At 53.0% G+C, this 18,252-nt stretch carries 22 protein-coding genes; 18 read left to right on the top strand and 4 right to left on the bottom strand.

From position 1 onward, the window contains the following. Positions 1–263 precede the first annotated feature (263 nt). Positions 264–2,114: a M4 family metallopeptidase gene (locus FGB90_RS10310; RefSeq protein WP_138810770.1), complete on the bottom strand. Its 1,851-nt coding sequence runs from the start codon at positions 2,112–2,114 to the stop codon at positions 264–266. Between the two features lie 543 nt (positions 2,115–2,657). On the opposite strand from FGB90_RS10310, the gene FGB90_RS10305 reads away from it, so the two are divergent. The 10 genes from FGB90_RS10305 to FGB90_RS10260 are packed head-to-tail and all read left to right on the top strand — an operon-like array spanning position 2,658 to position 10,499. Further along, positions 2,658–3,047 carry a hydrogenase maturation nickel metallochaperone HypA/HybF gene (locus tag FGB90_RS10305; RefSeq protein WP_138810769.1) on the top strand — a complete coding sequence of 130 codons (390 nt, stop codon included), beginning with the start codon at positions 2,658–2,660 and terminating at the stop codon, positions 3,045–3,047. After that, the gene (gene hypB / locus FGB90_RS10300; protein WP_138810768.1) at positions 3,037–3,696 is read left to right on the top strand and encodes a hydrogenase nickel incorporation protein HypB; all 660 of its coding nucleotides are present in this window, start codon (positions 3,037–3,039) and stop codon (positions 3,694–3,696) included. Before FGB90_RS10305 ends, hypB begins: the two co-directional genes overlap by 11 nt. Further along, positions 3,681–4,856 carry a Kae1-like domain-containing protein gene (locus FGB90_RS10295; protein ID WP_138810767.1) on the top strand — a complete coding sequence of 392 codons (1,176 nt, stop codon included), beginning with the start codon at positions 3,681–3,683 and terminating at the stop codon, positions 4,854–4,856. Before hypB ends, FGB90_RS10295 begins: the two co-directional genes overlap by 16 nt. 2 nt (positions 4,857–4,858) lie before the next feature. Beyond that, positions 4,859–5,092, top strand: coding sequence for a HypC/HybG/HupF family hydrogenase formation chaperone (locus FGB90_RS10290; protein WP_138810766.1), 234 nt, complete (start codon positions 4,859–4,861; stop codon positions 5,090–5,092). Then, on the top strand, positions 5,067–6,173 hold the full coding sequence (gene hypD / locus FGB90_RS10285; protein ID WP_138810765.1) for a hydrogenase formation protein HypD: 1,107 nt from the start codon (positions 5,067–5,069) through the stop codon (positions 6,171–6,173). The genes FGB90_RS10290 and hypD overlap by 26 nt, the downstream gene beginning before the upstream one ends. A 4-nt stretch (positions 6,174–6,177) precedes the next feature. After that, positions 6,178–7,173 (top strand): hydrogenase expression/formation protein HypE, encoded by a 996-nt coding sequence (gene hypE, locus FGB90_RS10280; protein WP_138810764.1) that lies wholly within the window; start codon positions 6,178–6,180, stop codon positions 7,171–7,173. Positions 7,174–7,230: 57 nt separating this feature from the next. Beyond that, positions 7,231–7,731: a cytochrome b5 domain-containing protein gene (locus FGB90_RS10275; RefSeq protein WP_138810763.1), complete on the top strand. Its 501-nt coding sequence runs from the start codon at positions 7,231–7,233 to the stop codon at positions 7,729–7,731. Then, positions 7,728–8,639, top strand: coding sequence for a hydrogenase small subunit (locus FGB90_RS10270; protein WP_246056139.1), 912 nt, complete (start codon positions 7,728–7,730; stop codon positions 8,637–8,639). The genes FGB90_RS10275 and FGB90_RS10270 overlap by 4 nt, the downstream gene beginning before the upstream one ends. Beyond that, entirely contained in the window at positions 8,632–10,041 is a 1,410-nt protein-coding gene (locus tag FGB90_RS10265) for a nickel-dependent hydrogenase large subunit (protein WP_138810762.1), read from the top strand. The genes FGB90_RS10270 and FGB90_RS10265 overlap by 8 nt, the downstream gene beginning before the upstream one ends. Further along, positions 10,041–10,499 (top strand): hydrogenase maturation protease, encoded by a 459-nt coding sequence (locus FGB90_RS10260; protein ID WP_138810761.1) that lies wholly within the window; start codon positions 10,041–10,043, stop codon positions 10,497–10,499. Before FGB90_RS10265 ends, FGB90_RS10260 begins: the two co-directional genes overlap by 1 nt. Positions 10,500–10,660: 161 nt before the next feature. Here the strand turns inward: FGB90_RS10260 and FGB90_RS10255 are convergent, their stop codons facing one another. Beyond that, the gene (locus FGB90_RS10255; RefSeq protein WP_138810760.1) at positions 10,661–11,047 is read right to left on the bottom strand and encodes a DUF2512 family protein; all 387 of its coding nucleotides are present in this window, start codon (positions 11,045–11,047) and stop codon (positions 10,661–10,663) included. A 127-nt stretch (positions 11,048–11,174) separates the two neighbouring features. On the opposite strand from FGB90_RS10255, the gene FGB90_RS10250 reads away from it, so the two are divergent. From FGB90_RS10250 to FGB90_RS10230, 5 genes are read left to right on the top strand one after another with little or no spacing between them, the layout of a single operon-like run. Further along, positions 11,175–12,230, top strand: coding sequence for an ArsR/SmtB family transcription factor (locus FGB90_RS10250; RefSeq protein WP_171051782.1), 1,056 nt, complete (start codon positions 11,175–11,177; stop codon positions 12,228–12,230). After that, the gene (locus FGB90_RS10245) at positions 12,215–13,462 is read left to right on the top strand and encodes an MFS transporter (protein WP_171051781.1); all 1,248 of its coding nucleotides are present in this window, start codon (positions 12,215–12,217) and stop codon (positions 13,460–13,462) included. The genes FGB90_RS10250 and FGB90_RS10245 overlap by 16 nt, the downstream gene beginning before the upstream one ends. Positions 13,463–13,520: 58 nt before the next feature. Beyond that, the gene (locus FGB90_RS10240) at positions 13,521–14,090 is read left to right on the top strand and encodes a GNAT family N-acetyltransferase (protein WP_138810757.1); all 570 of its coding nucleotides are present in this window, start codon (positions 13,521–13,523) and stop codon (positions 14,088–14,090) included. Next, entirely contained in the window at positions 14,090–14,455 is a 366-nt protein-coding gene (locus tag FGB90_RS10235) for an ASCH domain-containing protein (RefSeq protein WP_138810756.1), read from the top strand. Before FGB90_RS10240 ends, FGB90_RS10235 begins: the two co-directional genes overlap by 1 nt. Beyond that, complete coding sequence (locus FGB90_RS10230) at positions 14,448–15,026, top strand: hypothetical protein (RefSeq protein ID WP_138810755.1); 579 nt, start codon at positions 14,448–14,450, stop codon at positions 15,024–15,026. Before FGB90_RS10235 ends, FGB90_RS10230 begins: the two co-directional genes overlap by 8 nt. 174 nt (positions 15,027–15,200) lie before the next feature. On the opposite strand, the gene FGB90_RS10225 is transcribed toward FGB90_RS10230, so the two are convergent. Further along, positions 15,201–15,767, bottom strand: a complete 567-nt coding sequence (locus FGB90_RS10225) for a GrpB family protein (protein WP_138810754.1) — start codon at positions 15,765–15,767, stop codon at positions 15,201–15,203. A 169-nt stretch (positions 15,768–15,936) separates the two neighbouring features. On the opposite strand from FGB90_RS10225, the gene FGB90_RS10220 reads away from it, so the two are divergent. Continuing rightward, positions 15,937–16,200: a DUF4190 domain-containing protein gene (locus FGB90_RS10220; RefSeq protein WP_138810753.1), complete on the top strand. Its 264-nt coding sequence runs from the start codon at positions 15,937–15,939 to the stop codon at positions 16,198–16,200. 38 nt (positions 16,201–16,238) lie between these two features. Here FGB90_RS10220 and FGB90_RS10215 read toward each other — a convergent pair whose 3' ends face one another. Further along, entirely contained in the window at positions 16,239–16,730 is a 492-nt protein-coding gene (locus tag FGB90_RS10215; protein WP_138810752.1) for a DUF6022 family protein, read from the bottom strand. Between the two features lie 135 nt (positions 16,731–16,865). Here FGB90_RS10215 and FGB90_RS10210 point away from each other — a divergent pair, with 135 nt between their 5' ends. After that, positions 16,866–17,552, top strand: a complete 687-nt coding sequence (locus tag FGB90_RS10210; protein ID WP_138810751.1) for a MerR family DNA-binding transcriptional regulator — start codon at positions 16,866–16,868, stop codon at positions 17,550–17,552. A gap of 13 nt (positions 17,553–17,565) precedes the next feature. Next, the gene (locus FGB90_RS10205) at positions 17,566–18,237 is read left to right on the top strand and encodes a reverse transcriptase-like protein (protein WP_138810750.1); all 672 of its coding nucleotides are present in this window, start codon (positions 17,566–17,568) and stop codon (positions 18,235–18,237) included. Positions 18,238–18,252: the final 15 nt, after the last annotated feature.

The following is an 18,252-nucleotide window of genomic DNA, read 5'->3' as shown; positions in this document are numbered from 1 at the left end:
CTTTCCTTTGTTTAGAATAGTCCGACAATTTATGCCGTGGTTCTTAATCTAGCAGGGAACGCCTGTGCCCGCCACTGTTTTACAGAAAATTGCATAGATGAGACTAATTCTGCAGCAGGGTATGGGGAGATATCTGTACGTCCTTTTCAGTATGGAGTGGATCGTTATGGGCAAATGGGACCGGGACTGGAAATGGTGTAAATATCTCTTTAACGAACAATCCCTGCCCGCTATAACTGCGGACAGGGATGAGACTGTTTATTCTACCAGAGCGGATCACGGAAGTTCTCGTCATAGTCCCAGCCTTCGTAAAGGCCGATGTCGTCAAAAGCGCCGAGGAAGGCGTCGTACTCTTCGCTGTCCTCACCGTACAGGTCGATGGCGGACTGAAGAATCGCCTCGCGGAATTCCGCAAATGAAGCATCATAGTGCAGGTAGTCATAGGAGCGGTACCATACATCAGCGACGACTTCACGTCCCATGCCGTACTCCTCGGATACGAGGTAGGCAGAGTGCTGGAGGATCGTACAGTTGATGTGGACGCCTCCGTTATCCATGTTGCCAGGCAGGAAGTAGAACTCATCCATATGGGATGGATAGCGGCCTTCCCCGTCTATACTGTAGGCCCAGAAGGCTTCATTTACCGGGAAGAGACCAGGGTCTTCACTGCTGCGGAGCGCAAAACGGCCGTCTTCAAGCCACGCTTCACCCATAATGTCCTCACCCACGTGCCAGCTGCGGTCGTCAACAATACTGGCAAAGGTATCGGAAAATGCTTCGTTAATGGCGCCGGTCTCGAAGCGGTAACGGAGTCCACCGTTATAGTGGGTGATGCCGTGCACCATTTCGTGGGCAGTAACATCCAGTGCCGCAAGCGGAATAAACTGCTGGCCGTCGCCGTCCCCGTATGTCATCATCGCAAGCCCGTTACTCCAGAAGGCATTGTTGAATTCGGTGGCGTAGTGGACGCGTGATTCGATCGCCATTCCCTCGTCATCAAGGGAGTTCCGGCCGTGGTTATCCCTGAAATACTCGTACACGAGGCGTGAGTTTTTGTGAGCATCCACACCAGGTCCCTGACCGACTGTTTCCCATGAACTGCTGTCCCCCTCGTAGAGAACATCCTTCCAGGAAGCGTTGTCGTTTTCATACAGCGACATCTGGTTTGTCGTGTTCTTCATGTTATAGGTGAAGATTCCATCGAACTCATCGGAGGTGTTGTCGGAAAGGTAGAATGTACGCCCTCCGTCTTCACCCGGACCGTGGCCGAGCTTAAGGTTTTTCTGGACACCGGTTGTACCAAGGCCCTTACCGCCGGCAGGACGAAGATTGCCGGGATCAACGGCGAGAGGTGTTACACCGCTGGCCTGGAGGGTGCCGCCGAAATCAGCTCCTTCTTCCGGTGCCGTGTCAAGGAACTCCTCCCAGTGGCCGATGCCGGTCATTGCGTTATAACTGTCGATAACTTCCTCGGTATGTGCGTCAACATAAATAAACCAGTTACCGGCATCCCCGCTGTGGAATTCAAGGTTAACCCGGTACGCAAGATGATAGTCATCCTCATGTGGGTATACGACCAGCTCGGACTCTTCAAATTCAATGAAATCCGGTGCATCAACAGCTTCCTTCGCCAGTGAAACAGCTGTATTTTCTGCCAGCTCCGGTGTGGTGTTCAGTTCGATACTGTCGATCTGGCTGTCATAGTTTCCGTTTACGACAGTGACTTCGTTGTTTTCGTTAAAGTGTACGTTCAGTTCATTTCTGTCCACCGGCACCCCGTTTACTTTCTGCTGCAGGCGTACGTGGGTCATACCGAGATCGTCGGTAGTGGAACGTACTTCCTCGAGGCTCTGAAGAGGGGCATCCATTTCAAACGTGTCACTGTGTTTTTCAAGAAACCGTTTGGCATTCTGGCCGTTGGCTTCTTCAAACCGTTCTGACAGCATACCTGCTACAAAGGAAGGAGGTCCCTGCCCGTTCTGGTTAAGTACTTTTAGTTCCTTGTCCTTTCCCAGCGCCCCGAACTGGTCATCAGCCTGTCCGGATCCGCCGCCCGCTAAAAAACCCGAGCCGAGAATCAGTCCCGATAATACGAGTGATACCGTTTTCTTCAAAAAAATCCCCTCTGCTTTCCGTTTTTGATTGTTCGGTATTCGAACTAATTCCAGCTTAGATAAATTCAGGGGATAGTTCAACAGAATATTCTGTCAATTATTTTGTCTCGATTAAAGCTTCAAATAAAATCCGCAAAAATACGACAGGATTGGCTGCTTCCTTTGGAGGAGCTGATCGTCAATTCAGTCTGATGAGAAAGTCACGGGAAATGAAATTTTCGATACCCGAAAAAGTCCCGGGGTTCACTTATAAAGCCGTTTTCCCGATAAGGGAAGATTTGTCGAAATAGACTGTCGTTTTGTGCTGAAATCTCGATTGGTGTCGGGCGATTAGGACTTTCATGCTTTATTACAGTGACGAATGATCACCTGCGCCAGGCCGGGAAGGTAGAATCTGTCGATTTTTAAGAGAACAGGAATATTAGCTCGTGTCGATGGTCTGGAAGACTTGAATAAACCAGACGAACAGCTCCGGTTTTTAAATGCGGATTACGGGAGAATCCGGAGTCAGTCTGCACGTCTGTACCCGGTGGGGGCTGCATAATGTTTACTGAGGTGGACGTGATGCACGAATGGGGACTGATGCAGGAAATCATCCGCATTGTTTCAGAGGAGGCGTACCAGAACGGAATGGAGGAAGTGACCAGGATTGAAGTGATTGTCGGTGAATGGTCAAATGTGCTTCCGGATGCGCTTGAAATAGCGTTCGGCTGTATTCGTGGCGAGCTCAGTGGAGGGCCAATTTCAAAACAGACTGACCTGATCGTAAAGTCTGAACCGGCCCTTGCACGCTGCCGTGTGTGCGGATGTACTTTTAAGCCTGACTACCGCCTGGCGTTCTGTCCGGGCTGTGAAAGACCTGAGGCCGACCTGATCAGCGGCGAGACGTTCAGAGTAGACGCTTTTGAAGGAAGGGAGATCAATGAAAATTAATGTGAAGAAAGACGTTTTAAGCAGACAGAACAGGGTGGCAGCAGGGAACCGGGCGCGGTTTGAGGGGGCCGGGGCGTTTACGGTGAACCTGATGAGCTCGCCCGGGGCGGGAAAGACGATGCTTCTTGAACAGACGATCACTGCTTTGCAGAAGGATTTTAAAATCGCGGTCATAGAAGGCGACCTTGCCACAGACCGTGATGCAGAGAGACTGAGGCGTCTCGGTGTGCAAACCGTTCAGATCAATACGGTGGGAGGGTGTCATCTGAACGCGGAAATGATTGCCCGTGAACTTGCGGCGTTCGATCTGGAGCAGACGGACATGCTTTTCATCGAAAATATCGGAAATCTCGTCTGTCCATCCGGGTACGATCTGGGGCAGCACCGGAAAGTAGCACTCCTCAGTACACCCGAAGGCAACGACAAAATTCCAAAATACCCGGTCATGTTCAGAAGGACCGATCTGACGGTGGTAAATAAAGCGGATCTGCTTCCCTACGTTGATTTTGATGTGAACCGGGCAAAAGAGGATCTCCGGAACATTAACCCCGCTGCCGGTTTTCTCAGTGTGTCGGCAAAGACAGGGGACGGAATGGATGATTGGATCAGCTGGCTGAAAAGGGAGGCGGAACAGTGCCTGAACCGCTAGAACGGGTTAACCTTGCGGAAATTGAAACCGGGGAGAAAACAGACGGGCTTCTCGCTCTCGGCAGCAATCAGAAAAGTGCATTTGCGTTCGGGAAAGGGAGCACCGTTTACCTCAGTGCACCTGGTGGAGAGCTGCATACCGAGGAGGAAAAAGCACGTTTTGAAGAAAGACTCGCTTTCTGCAGACAGCGGAATGGGTTTGAGGAAGAGGTCGTGGCGGCGGACATGCATCCCCTCTATGAAACGAGGTTTATCGAGGTCAATAAAGAGGCTCCCGTAATTGGGGTGCAGCACCATCATGCCCACCACGTGTCATGCATGCTGGACAATCAGATTCACGAGCCGTGTTTCGGTATTATTCTCGACGGCACCGGCTACGGAACGGACGGCTGTACATGGGGATTTGAATTTCTGTACGGAGATGCTGCCGGTTTCAGGCGGCTCGGCCATCTCCGTTATTCCCCTCTGCCGGGAGGAGACCGGGCGGTGAGGGAACCTTGGCGGGCCGCCTGCGGCATGCTTCTTGATGCCTTTCCAGGTGAGGGCAGGGAACTGGCGGACAGCTTTTTTCCTGAAAAAAAACAGGCGATTAACCTGATTGAGCAGATGGTCCGGCTCCGTCTCAATACACCGCCCGCCGGTACGTGCGGACGGCTGTTTGACGCGGTAAGTGCCGTTCTGGGACTCTGTCATGCCGCGAACTACGAAGGAGAAGGGGCTGTTCTTTTAACGGACTGTGCCCAAAAAGCCCTGGAGCGCGGGGCGGGGGCAGAAAGCTACTCCTGGCTCAGCTGTAAAAAAGAAGCCCTGGTGGAACTCGATATGATGCCGGCTCTATGGGAGATCGTGCAGGAAAAAAGTGAGGGAAAAGAAACAGACCGGATCGCTCTTCGGTTTCACCGGACGATTATTGACGCCTGTGTGAGCGTAACGGCGCAGCTGGCTGCTCTTCACCCCGGTCTGGATAAAAAAGTTGTTCTCTCGGGCGGATCGTTCCAGAATCCGCTTCTAAAGGAATCCATCACTTGCGGGCTTCAGGAGAAAGGCTTTACGGTTTACAGCCATAACAGAATCCCGTGCCATGACGGGGGACTGGCTGCAGGCCAGCTTCTCATAGCTGCCCAGCAGAGAGAGCAGATGAAGCAGGAAGGGGGAGGGTAGGCGTGTGTATCGGAGTACCGGCAGAGGTCCTTGAAATCAGCGGGGAAGAGGCTCGTGTGGATGTGATGGGGGCAGGGATGACGGCTGGGATCGTTTTTGTACCTGAAGTGAAGGTGGGGGATTTTGTTCTGCTTCATGCGGGGCAGGCGATGGCAGTGATCGACCGGACGTACGCTGAGGAGAGTATCGCTGAATGGAGGAGGGTGCTCAATGGACGTGATGAATTTCTATACTGACCCCGAGGTGATCCGGTCTTCGGTGGAAAAAGTGAAGAACGCGGCTCGTACTTTCAAAAAGCAGCATCAAAGACTTCCGGTCATCATGGAAGTCTGCGGCTCCCACACGATGGCTTTTGCAAGGTCCGGCATTAAAACCGCCCTGAAAGATGACGTGAAACTGATTGCAGGGCCCGGCTGCCCGGTCTGTGTAACGGACCAGAAAGCCATCGACGCCATGATCGGCCTTGCGGGAAAACCGGATACGATTCTCTGCACGTTCGGGGACATGATGAGAGTGCCCGGGTCGCGGCGGTCCCTGGTGGATGCCAGAACGGAAGGGAACGATGTCCGGGTCGTCTATTCCCCTGTGGACAGCGTGACCATTGCCGAACGGAATCCCGAAAAAGAAGTTGTGTTTCTCGGCATCGGTTTTGAAACGACGATTCCGTTACTGGCCATGGCGGTGCGGAAGGCAGAGCAGCTGAAGCTTAAAAATTATTCCATCTGGATGACAACCAAACTCGTGGAACCGGTGCTGCGGACCCTCCTTGACTCCCAGGAGGCGGAAGTGGACGGTTTTCTTCTGCCGGGACACGTATCGGTAGTGTCAGGGGAAAAGAGCTACCATTTTTTAACCGGGGAATACGGGCTGCCCGGTGTAATTACCGGTTTTGAACCGGTCCAGCTGTTAAGCGGCACATATAAGCTGGTCCGGATGCTTTGTGAGGGAAAGCATGCTGTTGTCAACGATTACAGAAGCGTCGTCGGACAGGGCGGCAATCCAGTCGCACAGAGCATGATGAACACTTATTTCACTTTTTCCGATGAAGAGTGGCGGGGGATGGGGTCGATTCCTGCCAGCGGTCTCGTGCTTAAGGAGAAGTACGCCTCCTTTGATGCAGGGAAACGTTTTAACGTGACCGTACCTCCACCGAGGAAAACGAAATGCCGATGCGGCGACATCATAAAAGGACGGATTGCACCGGAGGAATGCGTGCTGTTCGGGAGGGGATGCACGCCTGTAAACCCGGTCGGACCCTGCATGGTGTCGACGGAAGGCACGTGCGCGGCACACTATCAGTACATGAGGGAGGAGTAGGCGGATGAAAAGAATCAGTCTTGCCCACGGGGAAGGCGGAGAGCTGACAGAACGGCTCATCCGAGACGTGTTCGTAAAAGCGTTCGGAAACGAGGAACATGCAGGGTATGATGCTGCTGTGATTGGAAGTGCCGGGGGGAAACTTGCGGTCACAACCGACAGTTTCGTCGTGAAGCCGCTCTTTTTTCCCGGTGGAAATATCGGAACACTGGCAGTGACGGGCACAGTCAATGATCTCGCCGTATCCGGAGCCGTACCACTTGCCATGACGGCAGGTTTCATTCTGGAAGAGGGCTTTCCTGTAAGTGACCTGAAAGCGATTGTCTCCTCCATGGCTGCTGAAGCGGCTAAGGCAGGTGTGGCGATCGTGGCTGGGGATACAAAAGTCGTTTCAAAAGGAGAGGCAGACGGTGTCTTTATTAATACGGCCGGGATTGGGCGGTTGTACGGCGGAAGCGGCGGGGAAATCAGGGAAGGGGATAAGGTCATTATCAGCGGGACCGTAGGGGATCACGGGATTGCCATACTCAGCGCACGAAACGAACTCGGGCTGCTGAGTGATGTGAAGAGCGACTGTGCCTCGCTGCATCCGATGCTTGGCGCCATTACCGAAGGGCTGAGCGGAGTAAGGATCATGCGGGATCCTACAAGAGGCGGACTGGCGACAGCGCTGGTGGAAATCTGTGAACACCATCACGTCACGATGGAACTGTGGGAAGGGACGGTTCCGGTAAAACGTGAAGTAGAGGGTGCATGCGATATTCTCGGGTTTGATCCCCTTTACCTTGCCAATGAAGGCAAGGCTGTGTTTGTGACAGCAGAGGAGGATGCCGAACGGATTCTTGCACGTCTTCGCCGGGAGGATAGAGGAAAACAGGCACAGATCATCGGCACAGTGACAGGCTCTGGCGGAGCAGGAAAGCTCCTGATGAGGACGGCGGCGGGAGCGACCAGGAGACTCCACCGCCTCTCCGGTCTCCTTCTGCCGAGGATCTGTTAATAAGACCAGCCTTTACCCTCATACAATGACAGGAATGACGCAAAAAGGAGCTGGGCCATGTCAAACACCGAATTGCTTCGGATGCGGATGAATCAGCTGGTGACGCAGGCAAGGTATGATCTGTCTTCTCTAAGGGCAGTCAGCGGGGATACGCCCGAACGGCGGCTCTACCTGCAACGGTTATGGGATACGGTGACAGACATGCATGTGACCAGTGAACTTCTTGCGGTAAACGCAGCATCTCCTCCGGTGCAGACTGCCGGGATGCCCGGCCAGGTGGTCAACAGCGGAAACAGTATGCAGAATGCTGCGCCGGGTGTAAACAGCCGGACATTTACAGTGGAGGAGCTGGCCCGCTATGACGGGAAAAACGGCCGGGCTGCCTATGTGGCGGTGAACGGAATCGTGTATGATGTTACGAACAACCGGACGTGGGCGGCGGCCACGCATTTCGGCCTTCCTGCAGGGAAAGATCATACGGCTGCTTTCGCCTCGTGTCATGCGGGACAGGAAGCGATCCTCGCCCAGCTTCCGGTCGTGGGGAGGCTGGTACAGTGAGAGGTAATCAGGGAATCCTGCCTCCGGAACCGATGACAAACGATGCGGTGGCCGAGCGGCTCGTCCGTGCAGCACGGCGATCCAAGGACATGGGAAGGTTTCAGAAGCAGAACCTCGTCTATCTTGAGCTTAACGGCTGTTCGGGAAATATTATCAGCCTGTTAAACGGGAGAAATCCTGATTTTGCCTACATGGTCAACGACATGGTGAACCTTCGCTACAGTAACAGCCTCATGGCAGCAGAAGGGGCGCAGGCAACTGAAAAACTGTTTGAAGCCATGAACGAACCGTTCATTCTGGCTGTAGAAGGGGCTGTCTCGCTTCGGGATGAAGGGATGTATAACGTGATCGGGATGCATAATGGCAGCCCTCTTACAGGTCTTGAGGCAGCGAGGATGCTCGGAGAAAAAGCAGACACAATCCTCGCTGTCGGAGCCTGCGCCACCCATGGCGGTGTATCCGCAGCCAGGCCGAATCCTTCCGAGTCCGTCGGGCTGCAGAGCGTACTGCCGGACAGGGAACTGATTAAGCTTCCCGGATGCCCTGTTAATCCCCGCTGGTTTCTCGGCACCCTCGCCCATATTGTGCTGTACGGGAAGCCGGATACGGACAGTCTCGGCCGGCCGCTGATGTTTTACAGCACCCTTATTCACGACCGGTGTCCGAGGCGGCCGTTTTTTGATAGAGGCATTTTTGCCGAGAAGCTCGGGGACCCCACCTGCCTGTTCAAGCTCGGGTGCCGGGGGCCAGTTACCCGGACGGACTGCCCGACAAAGGAGTGGAACAGCGGGGTGAACTGGCCGATTGGGGCAAATACCCCCTGTATCGGCTGTGCCCAGTTCGGCTTTCCCGATGCGATGGAGCCGTTTATCAGTTATGACACAACGAGGGTGGTTGAGGATGAGTAAACGGATTGTAGTAAACCCGCTGACCCGGATCAGCGGGTTTATGGAAGTGGACGTAAAGGTGGAAAACGGCCAGGTAGTGGATGCACAGACTAAAGGAAACATGTTCAGGGGATTTGAGCAGATGCTGATGGGCCGAAGCCCGTTTGACGCGGTCTATTTTACCCAGAGGATCTGCGGTATCTGCTCGGCTGCCCATTCCATGGCATCGTCCCTTGCTCTTGAGGATGCTCTGAATATTGAACCGATGGAGCAGGGGCGCTATTTGAGGGACATAATTCACTGCTGCGAATTCCTTCAGAATCATATCCGCCATTTTTACCAGTACACGCTTCCGGATTTCGTGAAAATTGAGCAGAATCCGCTGTTTCAGGCTGACCATACAGATTTCCGTGTCCCTGCCGCTGCCACGGCACAGTTGTCCCGGCATTACTTCGAATCACTGACGATCAGCCGGCGCTGTCATGAAATGCTGGCAATTCTAGGCGGGAAGGCCCCTCACAATCACGGTGTGTTTGTCGGGGGAGTCACGACGAAGGCAACGGCTGAGGTTGTGGCCGGTCTTTCATCGATTCTGACTGAAGTGACGGCTTTTATTGAAGAAAAAATGGTTCCGGATGTGTACGAGATTGCCCGTTACTACCCGGAATACTACCGGCTTGGCGGGGGTTACGGGAATCTGATGACGTACGGGGCTTTTGACCGGTACAGGGAGCTGGGAACCCTTTACGTGGATCCTCTCGTCTGGACCCGGGATGGAAAAGAGCCGTTTGACGAAAGGAAAATTACTGAAAACATCGACCGGGCGTGGTACCGGGGAGCAAAAAATACCTATGAGCCTGATGAGGAAATGCCCGAACCGGACAGAAAAAAAGCCTCAGCCTATTCGTTTGTCAAGGCGCCAAGGTATGATGGTCTGCCCATGGAAGTGGGGCCGCTGGCGCGCCTAATCCTGAGCGGGGACTATACAAACGGCGTTTCCGCCATGGACCGTACCATTGCCAGAGCGATTGAAGCCCTGAAAATTGCAGGCATCATGAAAACGCTGCTCGGGGAGCTGATTCCCGATACAGATGTTCAGGCTGAGTATACGCTTCCTGAAACGACAGCTCAGGGGAGAGGGCTCACCGATACGACCCGTGGCGGCCTCGGTCACTGGCTGAAATTAAAAGACAGAAAGCTCTCATTTTATCAGATCATCACCCCTTCAACCTGGGACTTTTCTCCGGCTGATGACAGGGGTTTCAGGGGTGTGGGGGAGGAAGCCCTCATGGGGACACCGGTGCAGAACCCGGATGAACCGGTGGAGATCGGCCGGATTCTCCGCTCGTTTGACCCTTGTATGAGCTGTGCGACCCACGTGAGCGTCAGCGGAAAACCTGTAAAGACGATCAGGGTGTTCTAATGAAAGATATCGTGGTCATTGGAATCGGAAGCAGACTGATGAAGGACGATGCCATCGGACTCTTTGTTGTGGAGGGGCTCAGGGAAAGGGGCAGACTGCCCGGATTGAGGTACGTAATCGGGGAAACGGACATTGATTTCTGTCTCGGTGAGGTGGATCAGGCCGATGGTATTGTAGTTGTGGATGCTATGCTCTGCGGAGGTTTACCGGGGGAAGTGACGTGCTGGAATCTGGAGGAGCTGAACAGTGACAAAACCATTCCTGTTTCTCCACATAACATTCACCTTTTTTCCTACCTGTTTCAGGACCCCCTGGCAGGGAAAACGAAGGTGATTGGGATTGAACCGGCGGAGGTGGCGGTTCACTGGGGCCTGAGCACGAAGCTCGAAAGAATGAGAGCGCAGATTACGGACGAGACCGAGGAGATTTTGAGGATCATCTGTAAAAACCTTAAGTAAACGAAAAGTGGCTGGGACAGAAGTAAAGTGTTTTGATGAGAATCCGAACAAAAGGCTGGTAAGCGGCGAATATTTCAGGAGCGATTTACCTGCGCCGCGAATTGATTGTTCGTATTTCACCTATTAAAACACTTCTGTCCCAGCCTCTTTTCGGGCTGCTGTTATTCCACTGGGGACGGCTCTTCGGAATCCACAAGTCCGAACACGAAGCGCTGGACGTATTTGTGGAGCACAAATTCTCCTGTGACGACGAGGCTTGCTGCAAGCATGGCAATCCAGATGGAGACAAACCCGTAGAAAAACGGACCTACAACCATAAGTACGCCTGTAACAAAAGCAAAGTCGAAAATAGAGGCAGCCAGATTGGACGAGACCCTCAAAAGGGCCAGGTCACCGAGCACGTAGCCTCCTGCAGTGATGATGGCGGTCAGGGCGATCGTGCCCCACATCGGTTCACTGTAGAAGGCCGGAAAAATCACGATCAGAACAAACCCGGTAATCACAAATTTGATGGCGAGTGCAGTCAGATGGTGCGTCAGCCTGGGCATGGATATCTCCCTCCGGTTCAGTGTTTCTTTTAGGGTGGCTTCTTTCCTCTGTTTCTATTCTTCGTTCAAAATATGTTGAATATTTTGTACGGTTAATTTAGTATGAGGGATAAGGGAGATGATGGAAATGAAAATGATCGATACAACGTTTGCCCGATCCACTTACGAAGTTACAGTCGACGGCTCGTTCTTGTACGAAGCAGCGCTCGGCATTGCCGTGATTACCTATCCGGAGATTCACCCTTCACTTGAAAGGGATGGCCGGTACTGGAAAAAGGTGAAAGAGGGACTCAGCGAAGAACTGAAGACGGAGCTTGCTTATGCACAGGAACATAACACCTGGAAGGTGCTCCTCGATCTGATTGCGGAGTCAGGCTGCAGGAAGTCGGATTCTTTTGCAGCGTACGTGGAAGAGATCGGTGCGGACGAGCTGAAGGAAAGGGCATTTCCTTATCTCGGTGTTCAGTGGGAGGAAAAAACGAAACGGGCTGTGAGAGGTGACGATGACGCTGTTCAGAAATTACTGAACGCTGTCGATGGTCATCTCTTTTTCCCGGGGCTCATCAGATATCTGGCAGAGGTTGACGGGGACGAACTTCGCCGCCATATTCTGAAGCTGACCGAGAGATGGTTCCGTGAAGTGATGGATCACACCCTCGATGAAACAGAGCAGATTCTGAATCGGGATCTGGAGGCGAAACGGGCGATGCAGGACAGGCTTGATCCGGAGGCATTCGTCACGTGGGCGCTCGGCGGTGAGGACGGCTACCCTCCTGAGCCTTCGGTAACGAACGTTCTGCTTGTGCCCCAGGTGAGCTACCGTCCGTGGGTGATTCAGGCGGAGAGGCCGGGGACGAAGGTGTTTTTTTATCCGGTGGCTGACGAGAGCCTGCTGGAGGCGGATGATGTGTACAAGCCGCCGATGATGCTCGTTCAGAAATATAAAGCACTTGGGGACGAGACGCGGCTCAGAATCGTCAAGCATCTCTCTGAAAGTGAACTTTCCCTTAAAGAACTGACAGAGCTTCTTGGCATGGGAAAAACGACGGTGCACCACCATCTGCGGATGCTCCGTTCAGCTAAGATCGTGCGGACAGGGGAGAAAGGATACAGGCTGGCAGACAATTTTCCAGGGACAGAAGCAGGGGAGCTTGAAGGTTACCTTGCGTGGAAGGAACGCTGATGGGCCCGCTCTGGGGACGGGGGTTCCGGCTGCTGTACGGGAGTATGAGCGTATCGGCATTTGCCCATACGTTTGGAACGTTTATCATTTCGTGGTTTGTCTATGAAATCACGGGTTCGGAGCTAGCGATGGGCGGGCTGTGGCTCATAAGCATCGGTACGCGTATGCTCGTGCAGTTTGCGGTCGGACCGTATATAGACAGGTTTCGCAGGACACGGGTCATGGTGTTTTCGGAATCGATAAGAGTGACGGCGTTTTTGGGTCTGCTCGTACTCGCTGGTCTGGGGGAGCTCACCCCTGCAGCCCTTTACATAGGAGCATTTCTCATTTCGGTTGTGTTTTTTGATGCGGCGGCTCAGGCGCTCCTGCCAAAGCTTGTAACGGAGAAGGCGCTCGTAAAAGCGAACGCCAGGGTGGCGGGATTCGTGCAGATTATGCGGCTCCTCGCGCTCCCCCTTGCTGGCGTCTTTGTGGCAGCGTGGGGAAGTGCGGCGGCTCTTGCCTGTGTGACGGTGCTGTTTCTGATCTCCGCCGTGATGGCCGGAAAGATACAGGAGGACGTCCGAGAGCGGGAAAAAGGTGAAACGGGTTCCTGGTGGAGCCAGTTTAAGCGGGGAGTGGTGATTTACCGGAAGCATCCGGTGCTGCTGTTTCTCGGTTTCTTTATCGCGGTGATCAATTTTGCTGTTTTTGCCACCCAGGTCATGTACATCCCCTACGTCGTTGAAGTGCTCGGTGGATCCTCGTTTGCGTACGGTCTGTTTGCAGCCATGTTCCCCCTTGGTTATGTGGCGGGATCGTACATTGTTGGCGGGTTTCGTGAGCCTGCCCGCGCGATGATGTACGCGCTTATGATCGGTGCCCTCTTTGCCGGGGGATTGACTCACATCGGTCTCGGCCTGGTGACAGTGCTCTGGGCAGCCCTTCTGATTGAGGCGGCAGCGGGACTTGTGATGCCGGTCTGGAATGTGTACAGTAACCTGCTTTATCAGAAGCTTGTGCCGGACCGGATTCGCGGGCAGGTCTTTACTGTGCGTTTTCTTATTGCCACTGCTGCCACGCCTCTGGGGGTTGTGTACGGCACGTTCTGGGCGACGCGGTTTGATCTGCCGTCGCTGTTTATATCCGTGGGCGTACTCTCCTGTGTACTCACGCTCGTTGGGCTTTGTACACTGGCGGTCTATTACGGGAGGCGCCGGGACAGTGTGACTGAAATAAAGAAAATATCCTGAAAATGAGTGGGTGAAATTGGCAGGAAATGTTAAGGTATGGAAAAAGGAAGTGGTCGCTTTGAATCGTAAACAGGTATTCTTTTCGAATCTGCCGGTACTGGAAACCGCAAGACTGCGTCTCCGGCCTTTTCAGCTGGAAGATGCGCCGGACCTTTTTTCATACGCTTCCAGCGCATTGGTATCACGATTTCTGCCCTGGGAGGCGCACCGGACGCTGAGTGATTCGGAGGAGTTTGTGAGTTTTATTCTGAAGCAGTACGAAGAGGGCAGACCTGCACCGTGGGCGGTTGAATTAAAAGAAACGGGAAACGTCATCGGGACGATCGATTTTGTTGCCTGGTTTCCGGAGCACCGCCGTGCCGAGCTGGGATTTGTCCTTTCGGAAGAGTACTGGGGCAGGGGACTGATCGCGGAGGCTGCCCGCAGGGTGATTGCCTACGGGTTTGATTACCTTGATCTGGTGAAAATCAAGGCCCCTGCCATAACGGAAAACGTCCAGTCCAGGAGGGTGCTTGAAAAGCTCGGGTTTAAACTGGAAGGAATTCTGAAGCAGGAATACATCATCAAGGGGAAAAGCCGGGATATGGCGGTGTATTCGCTGATAAAAGAACAGGAGAGAAGCAGCTGATGAAACATGTTATGGGGTTGTGTGAGGAGCCGTTCCGCTCGATGGCGTCAGGGCGTAAAGCGGTGGAGGTGAGACTGTACGATGAAAAACGGAGGCGGATTAAAGCCGGTGATGAGATCGTTTTTACCCGGATCCCCGGGGATGGGAAGCTGACCGCGGTAGTGGAAAATGTGGAGGTTTACCCCACGTTTCAGGCGATGTTTGAAGCCATACCGGCAGAGAGGTTCGATGCGGCCGGCTGGACGATCGATGAGATGGTGGAGAGTATGTATGAGATATATCCCCGTGAACGGGAGCTTGAATGGGGGACAGTGGCGCTTTATGTAAATCTGTCTGAAGAGGATCGTGTGGTGACGGGTGATTAGTACGAAATGGCTCGTGGTGATGCTCGCTGGAGCGGTCGTACTGATGATGTATCTCCAGTGGGAAAGTGCGGAAGAGCAGCTATGGAACGATCTGAATAAGCGGGGAATTTTCAATGTCGGTTTTATTGAACATACAGAGGAAGGCACTGCGATTGTGTTTTTTGAAGACCAATTCAAGAACGAGCACAGGGCAGCAGTCTACAAAAGGAATTTCCGCAGCTGGGAATTTATAGGGAACTATACTCTTACATATGAGCTTGAGGATTTAAATGAGTACCGCGAAGGGGAAGAGTACCCTTATTACATGAGCGGCATGTCGCATCCCGACTTCGGTGAGCTCCTCGTTGTAACGGTACTCGATCCGGCAGTGGAGCGGGTCGTTTTTGAACAGGACGGAGAGAAAGTGGGGGAGCCCGACCTGCTTCCGGAAGGCCGTCAGGGTGATGAGGGGAAGGCCAGGTTCGTCTACACTGAAAACAAAGAGAACTTTCTTGAGGAAATCGGATCGTGGGATGTGTCAACGTATGACCGTGACGGTCAGCTGATTGAAAGAAGTACTTACGGGGATTGAGGGAGGCAGGGGATTAAGGCCGAACAAAAAATGCGGTGTGCGCAGGTAGATCACTGTTGAAATATACGCCGCTTTCCGCGTGCTTTGCCCTGCGGGGGCTCACCTGCGCTTTTCCTCCCGCATGTGTCGGCGCATATTTCATTAGCTCTGGTCACTGTTTGTTCAGGTTCTCATTTAAACACTTTTACCATATCCCGGCCTCTTTCCGTTTTTTCGCAGGCGGTAAATGGACTTGACGAACTGCTCTTTATGGCTGGTGTAGTCGGAAATGTTTTCTGAGGTGCGGGCGGTGTAGGCGAGTTTGAGCTGTTCGTATTGTCTTCGTGCAACAGGGGCTGCGTTCAGGTGATCGCGGAAAAAAATCAGATCATGCCAGAGGTCGCTGTCCGCTTCTGTGAGGTGGAGGAAATGAGTTTTTACCTGGTAAGAGCTGTCCCTGAAACGGGCAAAGACAATTTCGTTCTGGCGCTCCACACGAAGGCGTAGGAATCCTGACCGGCGCAGTGAGGAAATGAGCGAGTCATCAACTTCGTTCAGGGAAGGGATGGCTGCGGCGAGGTCAATGATCGGTTTTGCTTTGATGCCGGGGATGGCAGTGCTGCCGACGTGGGCAACCTGTTCCGGTTGGAGGCCGGTGTGTTTCAGGATGTTTGAGATTGTACGATCAGCTTCTTTTTTCCAGTCGGGATTGTAATCGGTAATACGGACTTCGTTTTTGTTCAGGCCCAGGTCTGGTGTCATAGACGGGATCAGCTCCTTTTTAAAATGTGTAAAGTTCAGTTTAACGCTTCCGGGGGGCGGGGAACAGTCTGTTTATGAAGGGGAAATTACGGTATAATAGAAGTAGAAAAAATGACTGCCGGCATCGGCTTTACTGTGAGCCGCTGCTTTTTTACAGGCGGAAACGGACGTGATTTCTTTGCATCATCAAAAGGAAAGGAAGAACAAAAAAGCAGTCTGGTCACTTGTGCTCGGAATTTTATCCCTGGTCCTGCCGTACATGGGGCTTCTTGCGGCAATTGGGGGCATTGTGCTTGCAAACCGGGCACTTAAGGAGATCGAAACGGATAAAGGCGGCGGAAAGTACATGGCCATCGCCGGACGGATCTGTTCCATCGGCGGCATTATCGCGTATACGATCGTGAGTCTTGTACTGATTGCTTCGTTTTTCTGATGAATAATGGAGGCTGCTCATTCACGAGCAGCCTTTTTTTATCTGCTGTTCCGTCTTCTGATTTCCGATCGGATTTCCCTTCCCTCTATCGTGGAGAGCGGGAGGAAGCGGGGCGCTTCCGGCACGGAAAATTCCGCGTGGGAGTGAGGCAGTTCAAACAGGAGTGTTCCGATTTTTTCGTTCTTATTGTTTTGCACGACAATCCAGAAGACACGTTTTTCGTAGCCTGGCGGGCCCCAGGTATCTTTTTCAAGTGAGTTGCTGAAATGCAGGAAGCTGGCAATAACAAAGTCATTTTTCTTCGTTTCAGCGGCAGTGCTGAATCCTGCCTGTTCAACGTCCTTCCAGACTTCTGCGAGCAGTCTTTCTGTAAAGATGCCGTATGTGGCATCTTCGTATTCAGGAAAGATTGCCTGAAATTCTTCGAGGTCGTTTTCGAGTACAATTCTCCATTTCTCCTCAACATAAGAGGAAAGTGCGGTCCCCAATTGGGAAATGGTCATATCAGCAGTAAAAGCAGGTGTCTGCATGATGAATCCCTCCTTAATTGTTCGTACAGTCTAATGGTACAACCTTCAAGCAAATGGGAAAGTTAATGCTTTTTATCTCAACTGCAAAGGATATGATATTGTTAACTTTACAATCAGGTTAAAGGGGGAGGTACTTTGCAGCGTTTGAAACCTGCTGACATTGCCCGAAGCCTCGGTGTGAGTACGAGCACACTTCGGCACTATGAAGCCCGTGGTTTTGTGCCGCCTGCGGAACGGACAAAAAGCGGGTACAGAGTATATACAGAAGAGCACAAAGTCTGGTTTGCATGCGTGACCGACCTTTCCGACGGTTTTGGGATGGACGCGGCAGTCCAGGTAATTCGTTGCGTGCGGGAAGACCGGGTTGAAGAAGCAGTGTGGTTTCTTAATGACCTGCAGATTCAGCGCGGGAAGGAACGGAGTGCGGTGGAGAGGGCAAGAGAACTTGCATGGCTGCAGGGAGAACCGGCAGCTCTGTTGAAAACAGGGGAAGCAGCAGAAAAGATGGGCGTATCCTCTTCGGCTCTCCGGTACTGGGAGCGGGAAGGTTATTTGCATCCGTTTCGGGAGCCCGAGAGCGGGTACCGGGGCTTTGATCATCTGCAGCTTGCAAGGGTAAGCCTGCTTCTGGCAGTAAACCATACGGATTATACGAGTGAAAGTGCGGAACTTAAACTGAAGTTCAAAGACCCGGCATTTGCGGGAAAGAATGGTTGCCTGAAACTGGCTGATGAAGTGATAAATCTGTTAAATAAGCGGAACAGAAAGCAGATCCATGCTTATGCCTCTCTGGAAAAACTCTTACTTCTGCTTGGAAAATAAGGAGGAACGATTGATGAATGTAAGGCTGGAGATCGTATACAGAACGGCTAAAGGGCTGGAAACCGGGTTCAGTTCCGGGGACATGCGTGTAGAGGAGGCGATTTCCCTCGCGGAGGATCTGGAGAGGACGGGGCGTTTGAAGAGTGTCGTTTTTTTTGACGGGAGAGACAGGACGTGGACGTTGAAGGAGCTTCGCAGGTTTGTCCGGGAGGTGGAGGATGAGCCCCACCACGTAGTCGTCTACTTTGACGGTGGTTTTGATAAACAGTCAGGTGAAGCGGGGCTCGGTGCGGCAGTATACTATGAGCAGAACGGCAGAAGCTGGCGTGTCCGCCGGAACGAACATGGTGGTACCGTTGCTTCGAACAATGAAGCGGAGTATGCGGCCCTCCTGCTTGCGGCGGAGGAGCTTGAAGCGCTCGGTGCGGGCCGGCTCCCGATTACAGTCCGCGGTGATTCCCAGGTGGTGATTAATCAGCTGGCGGGGGAATGGCCGGTGATGGATGAAGGGCTGAACAGCTGGGCAGACCGGATCGAGGCGAAGTGGCAGGCGCTTGGGGTGGAAGTGAATTATGAGCTGGTGACGCGAAAAGAGAATCGGGAAGCCGATCACCTTGCCGGGCAGGCACTAAAGGGTGTAGGGGTGAGAAGCAGGGTCGAGATTGATAATTCGGAGGATAAGTGAGCATGCACAAAAAAA

It is taken from the genome of Alteribacter natronophilus, assembly GCF_006007885.1.
Classification (GTDB): Bacteria; Bacillota; Bacilli; order Bacillales; family Salisediminibacteriaceae; genus Alteribacter; species Alteribacter natronophilus.
The sequence above is the reverse complement of the archived record's forward strand: the minus strand, read 5'-3'. Positions and strand labels throughout refer to the sequence as shown.

Bases quoted from the DNA above. Each gene is read 5' to 3' on its own strand.
- FGB90_RS10305 (WP_138810769.1), top strand. From the start codon at position 2,658: ATGTTTACTGAGGTGGACGTGATGCACGAATGGGGACTGATGCAGGAA.
- hypB (WP_138810768.1), top strand. From the start codon at position 3,037: ATGAAAATTAATGTGAAGAAAGACGTTTTAAGCAGACAGAACAGGGTG.
- hypD (WP_138810765.1), top strand. From the start codon at position 5,067: ATGGACGTGATGAATTTCTATACTGACCCCGAGGTGATCCGGTCTTCG.
- hypE (WP_138810764.1), top strand. From the start codon at position 6,178: ATGAAAAGAATCAGTCTTGCCCACGGGGAAGGCGGAGAGCTGACAGAA.
- FGB90_RS10275 (WP_138810763.1), top strand. From the start codon at position 7,231: ATGTCAAACACCGAATTGCTTCGGATGCGGATGAATCAGCTGGTGACG.
- FGB90_RS10265 (WP_138810762.1), top strand. From the start codon at position 8,632: ATGAGTAAACGGATTGTAGTAAACCCGCTGACCCGGATCAGCGGGTTT.
- FGB90_RS10260 (WP_138810761.1), top strand. From the start codon at position 10,041: ATGAAAGATATCGTGGTCATTGGAATCGGAAGCAGACTGATGAAGGAC.
- FGB90_RS10255 (WP_138810760.1), bottom strand. From the start codon at position 11,047: ATGCCCAGGCTGACGCACCATCTGACTGCACTCGCCATCAAATTTGTG.
- FGB90_RS10250 (WP_171051782.1), top strand. From the start codon at position 11,175: ATGAAAATGATCGATACAACGTTTGCCCGATCCACTTACGAAGTTACA.
- FGB90_RS10235 (WP_138810756.1), top strand. From the start codon at position 14,090: ATGAAACATGTTATGGGGTTGTGTGAGGAGCCGTTCCGCTCGATGGCG.
- FGB90_RS10225 (WP_138810754.1), bottom strand. From the start codon at position 15,767: ATGACACCAGACCTGGGCCTGAACAAAAACGAAGTCCGTATTACCGAT.
- FGB90_RS10215 (WP_138810752.1), bottom strand. From the start codon at position 16,730: ATGCAGACACCTGCTTTTACTGCTGATATGACCATTTCCCAATTGGGG.
- FGB90_RS10205 (WP_138810750.1), top strand. From the start codon at position 17,566: ATGAATGTAAGGCTGGAGATCGTATACAGAACGGCTAAAGGGCTGGAA.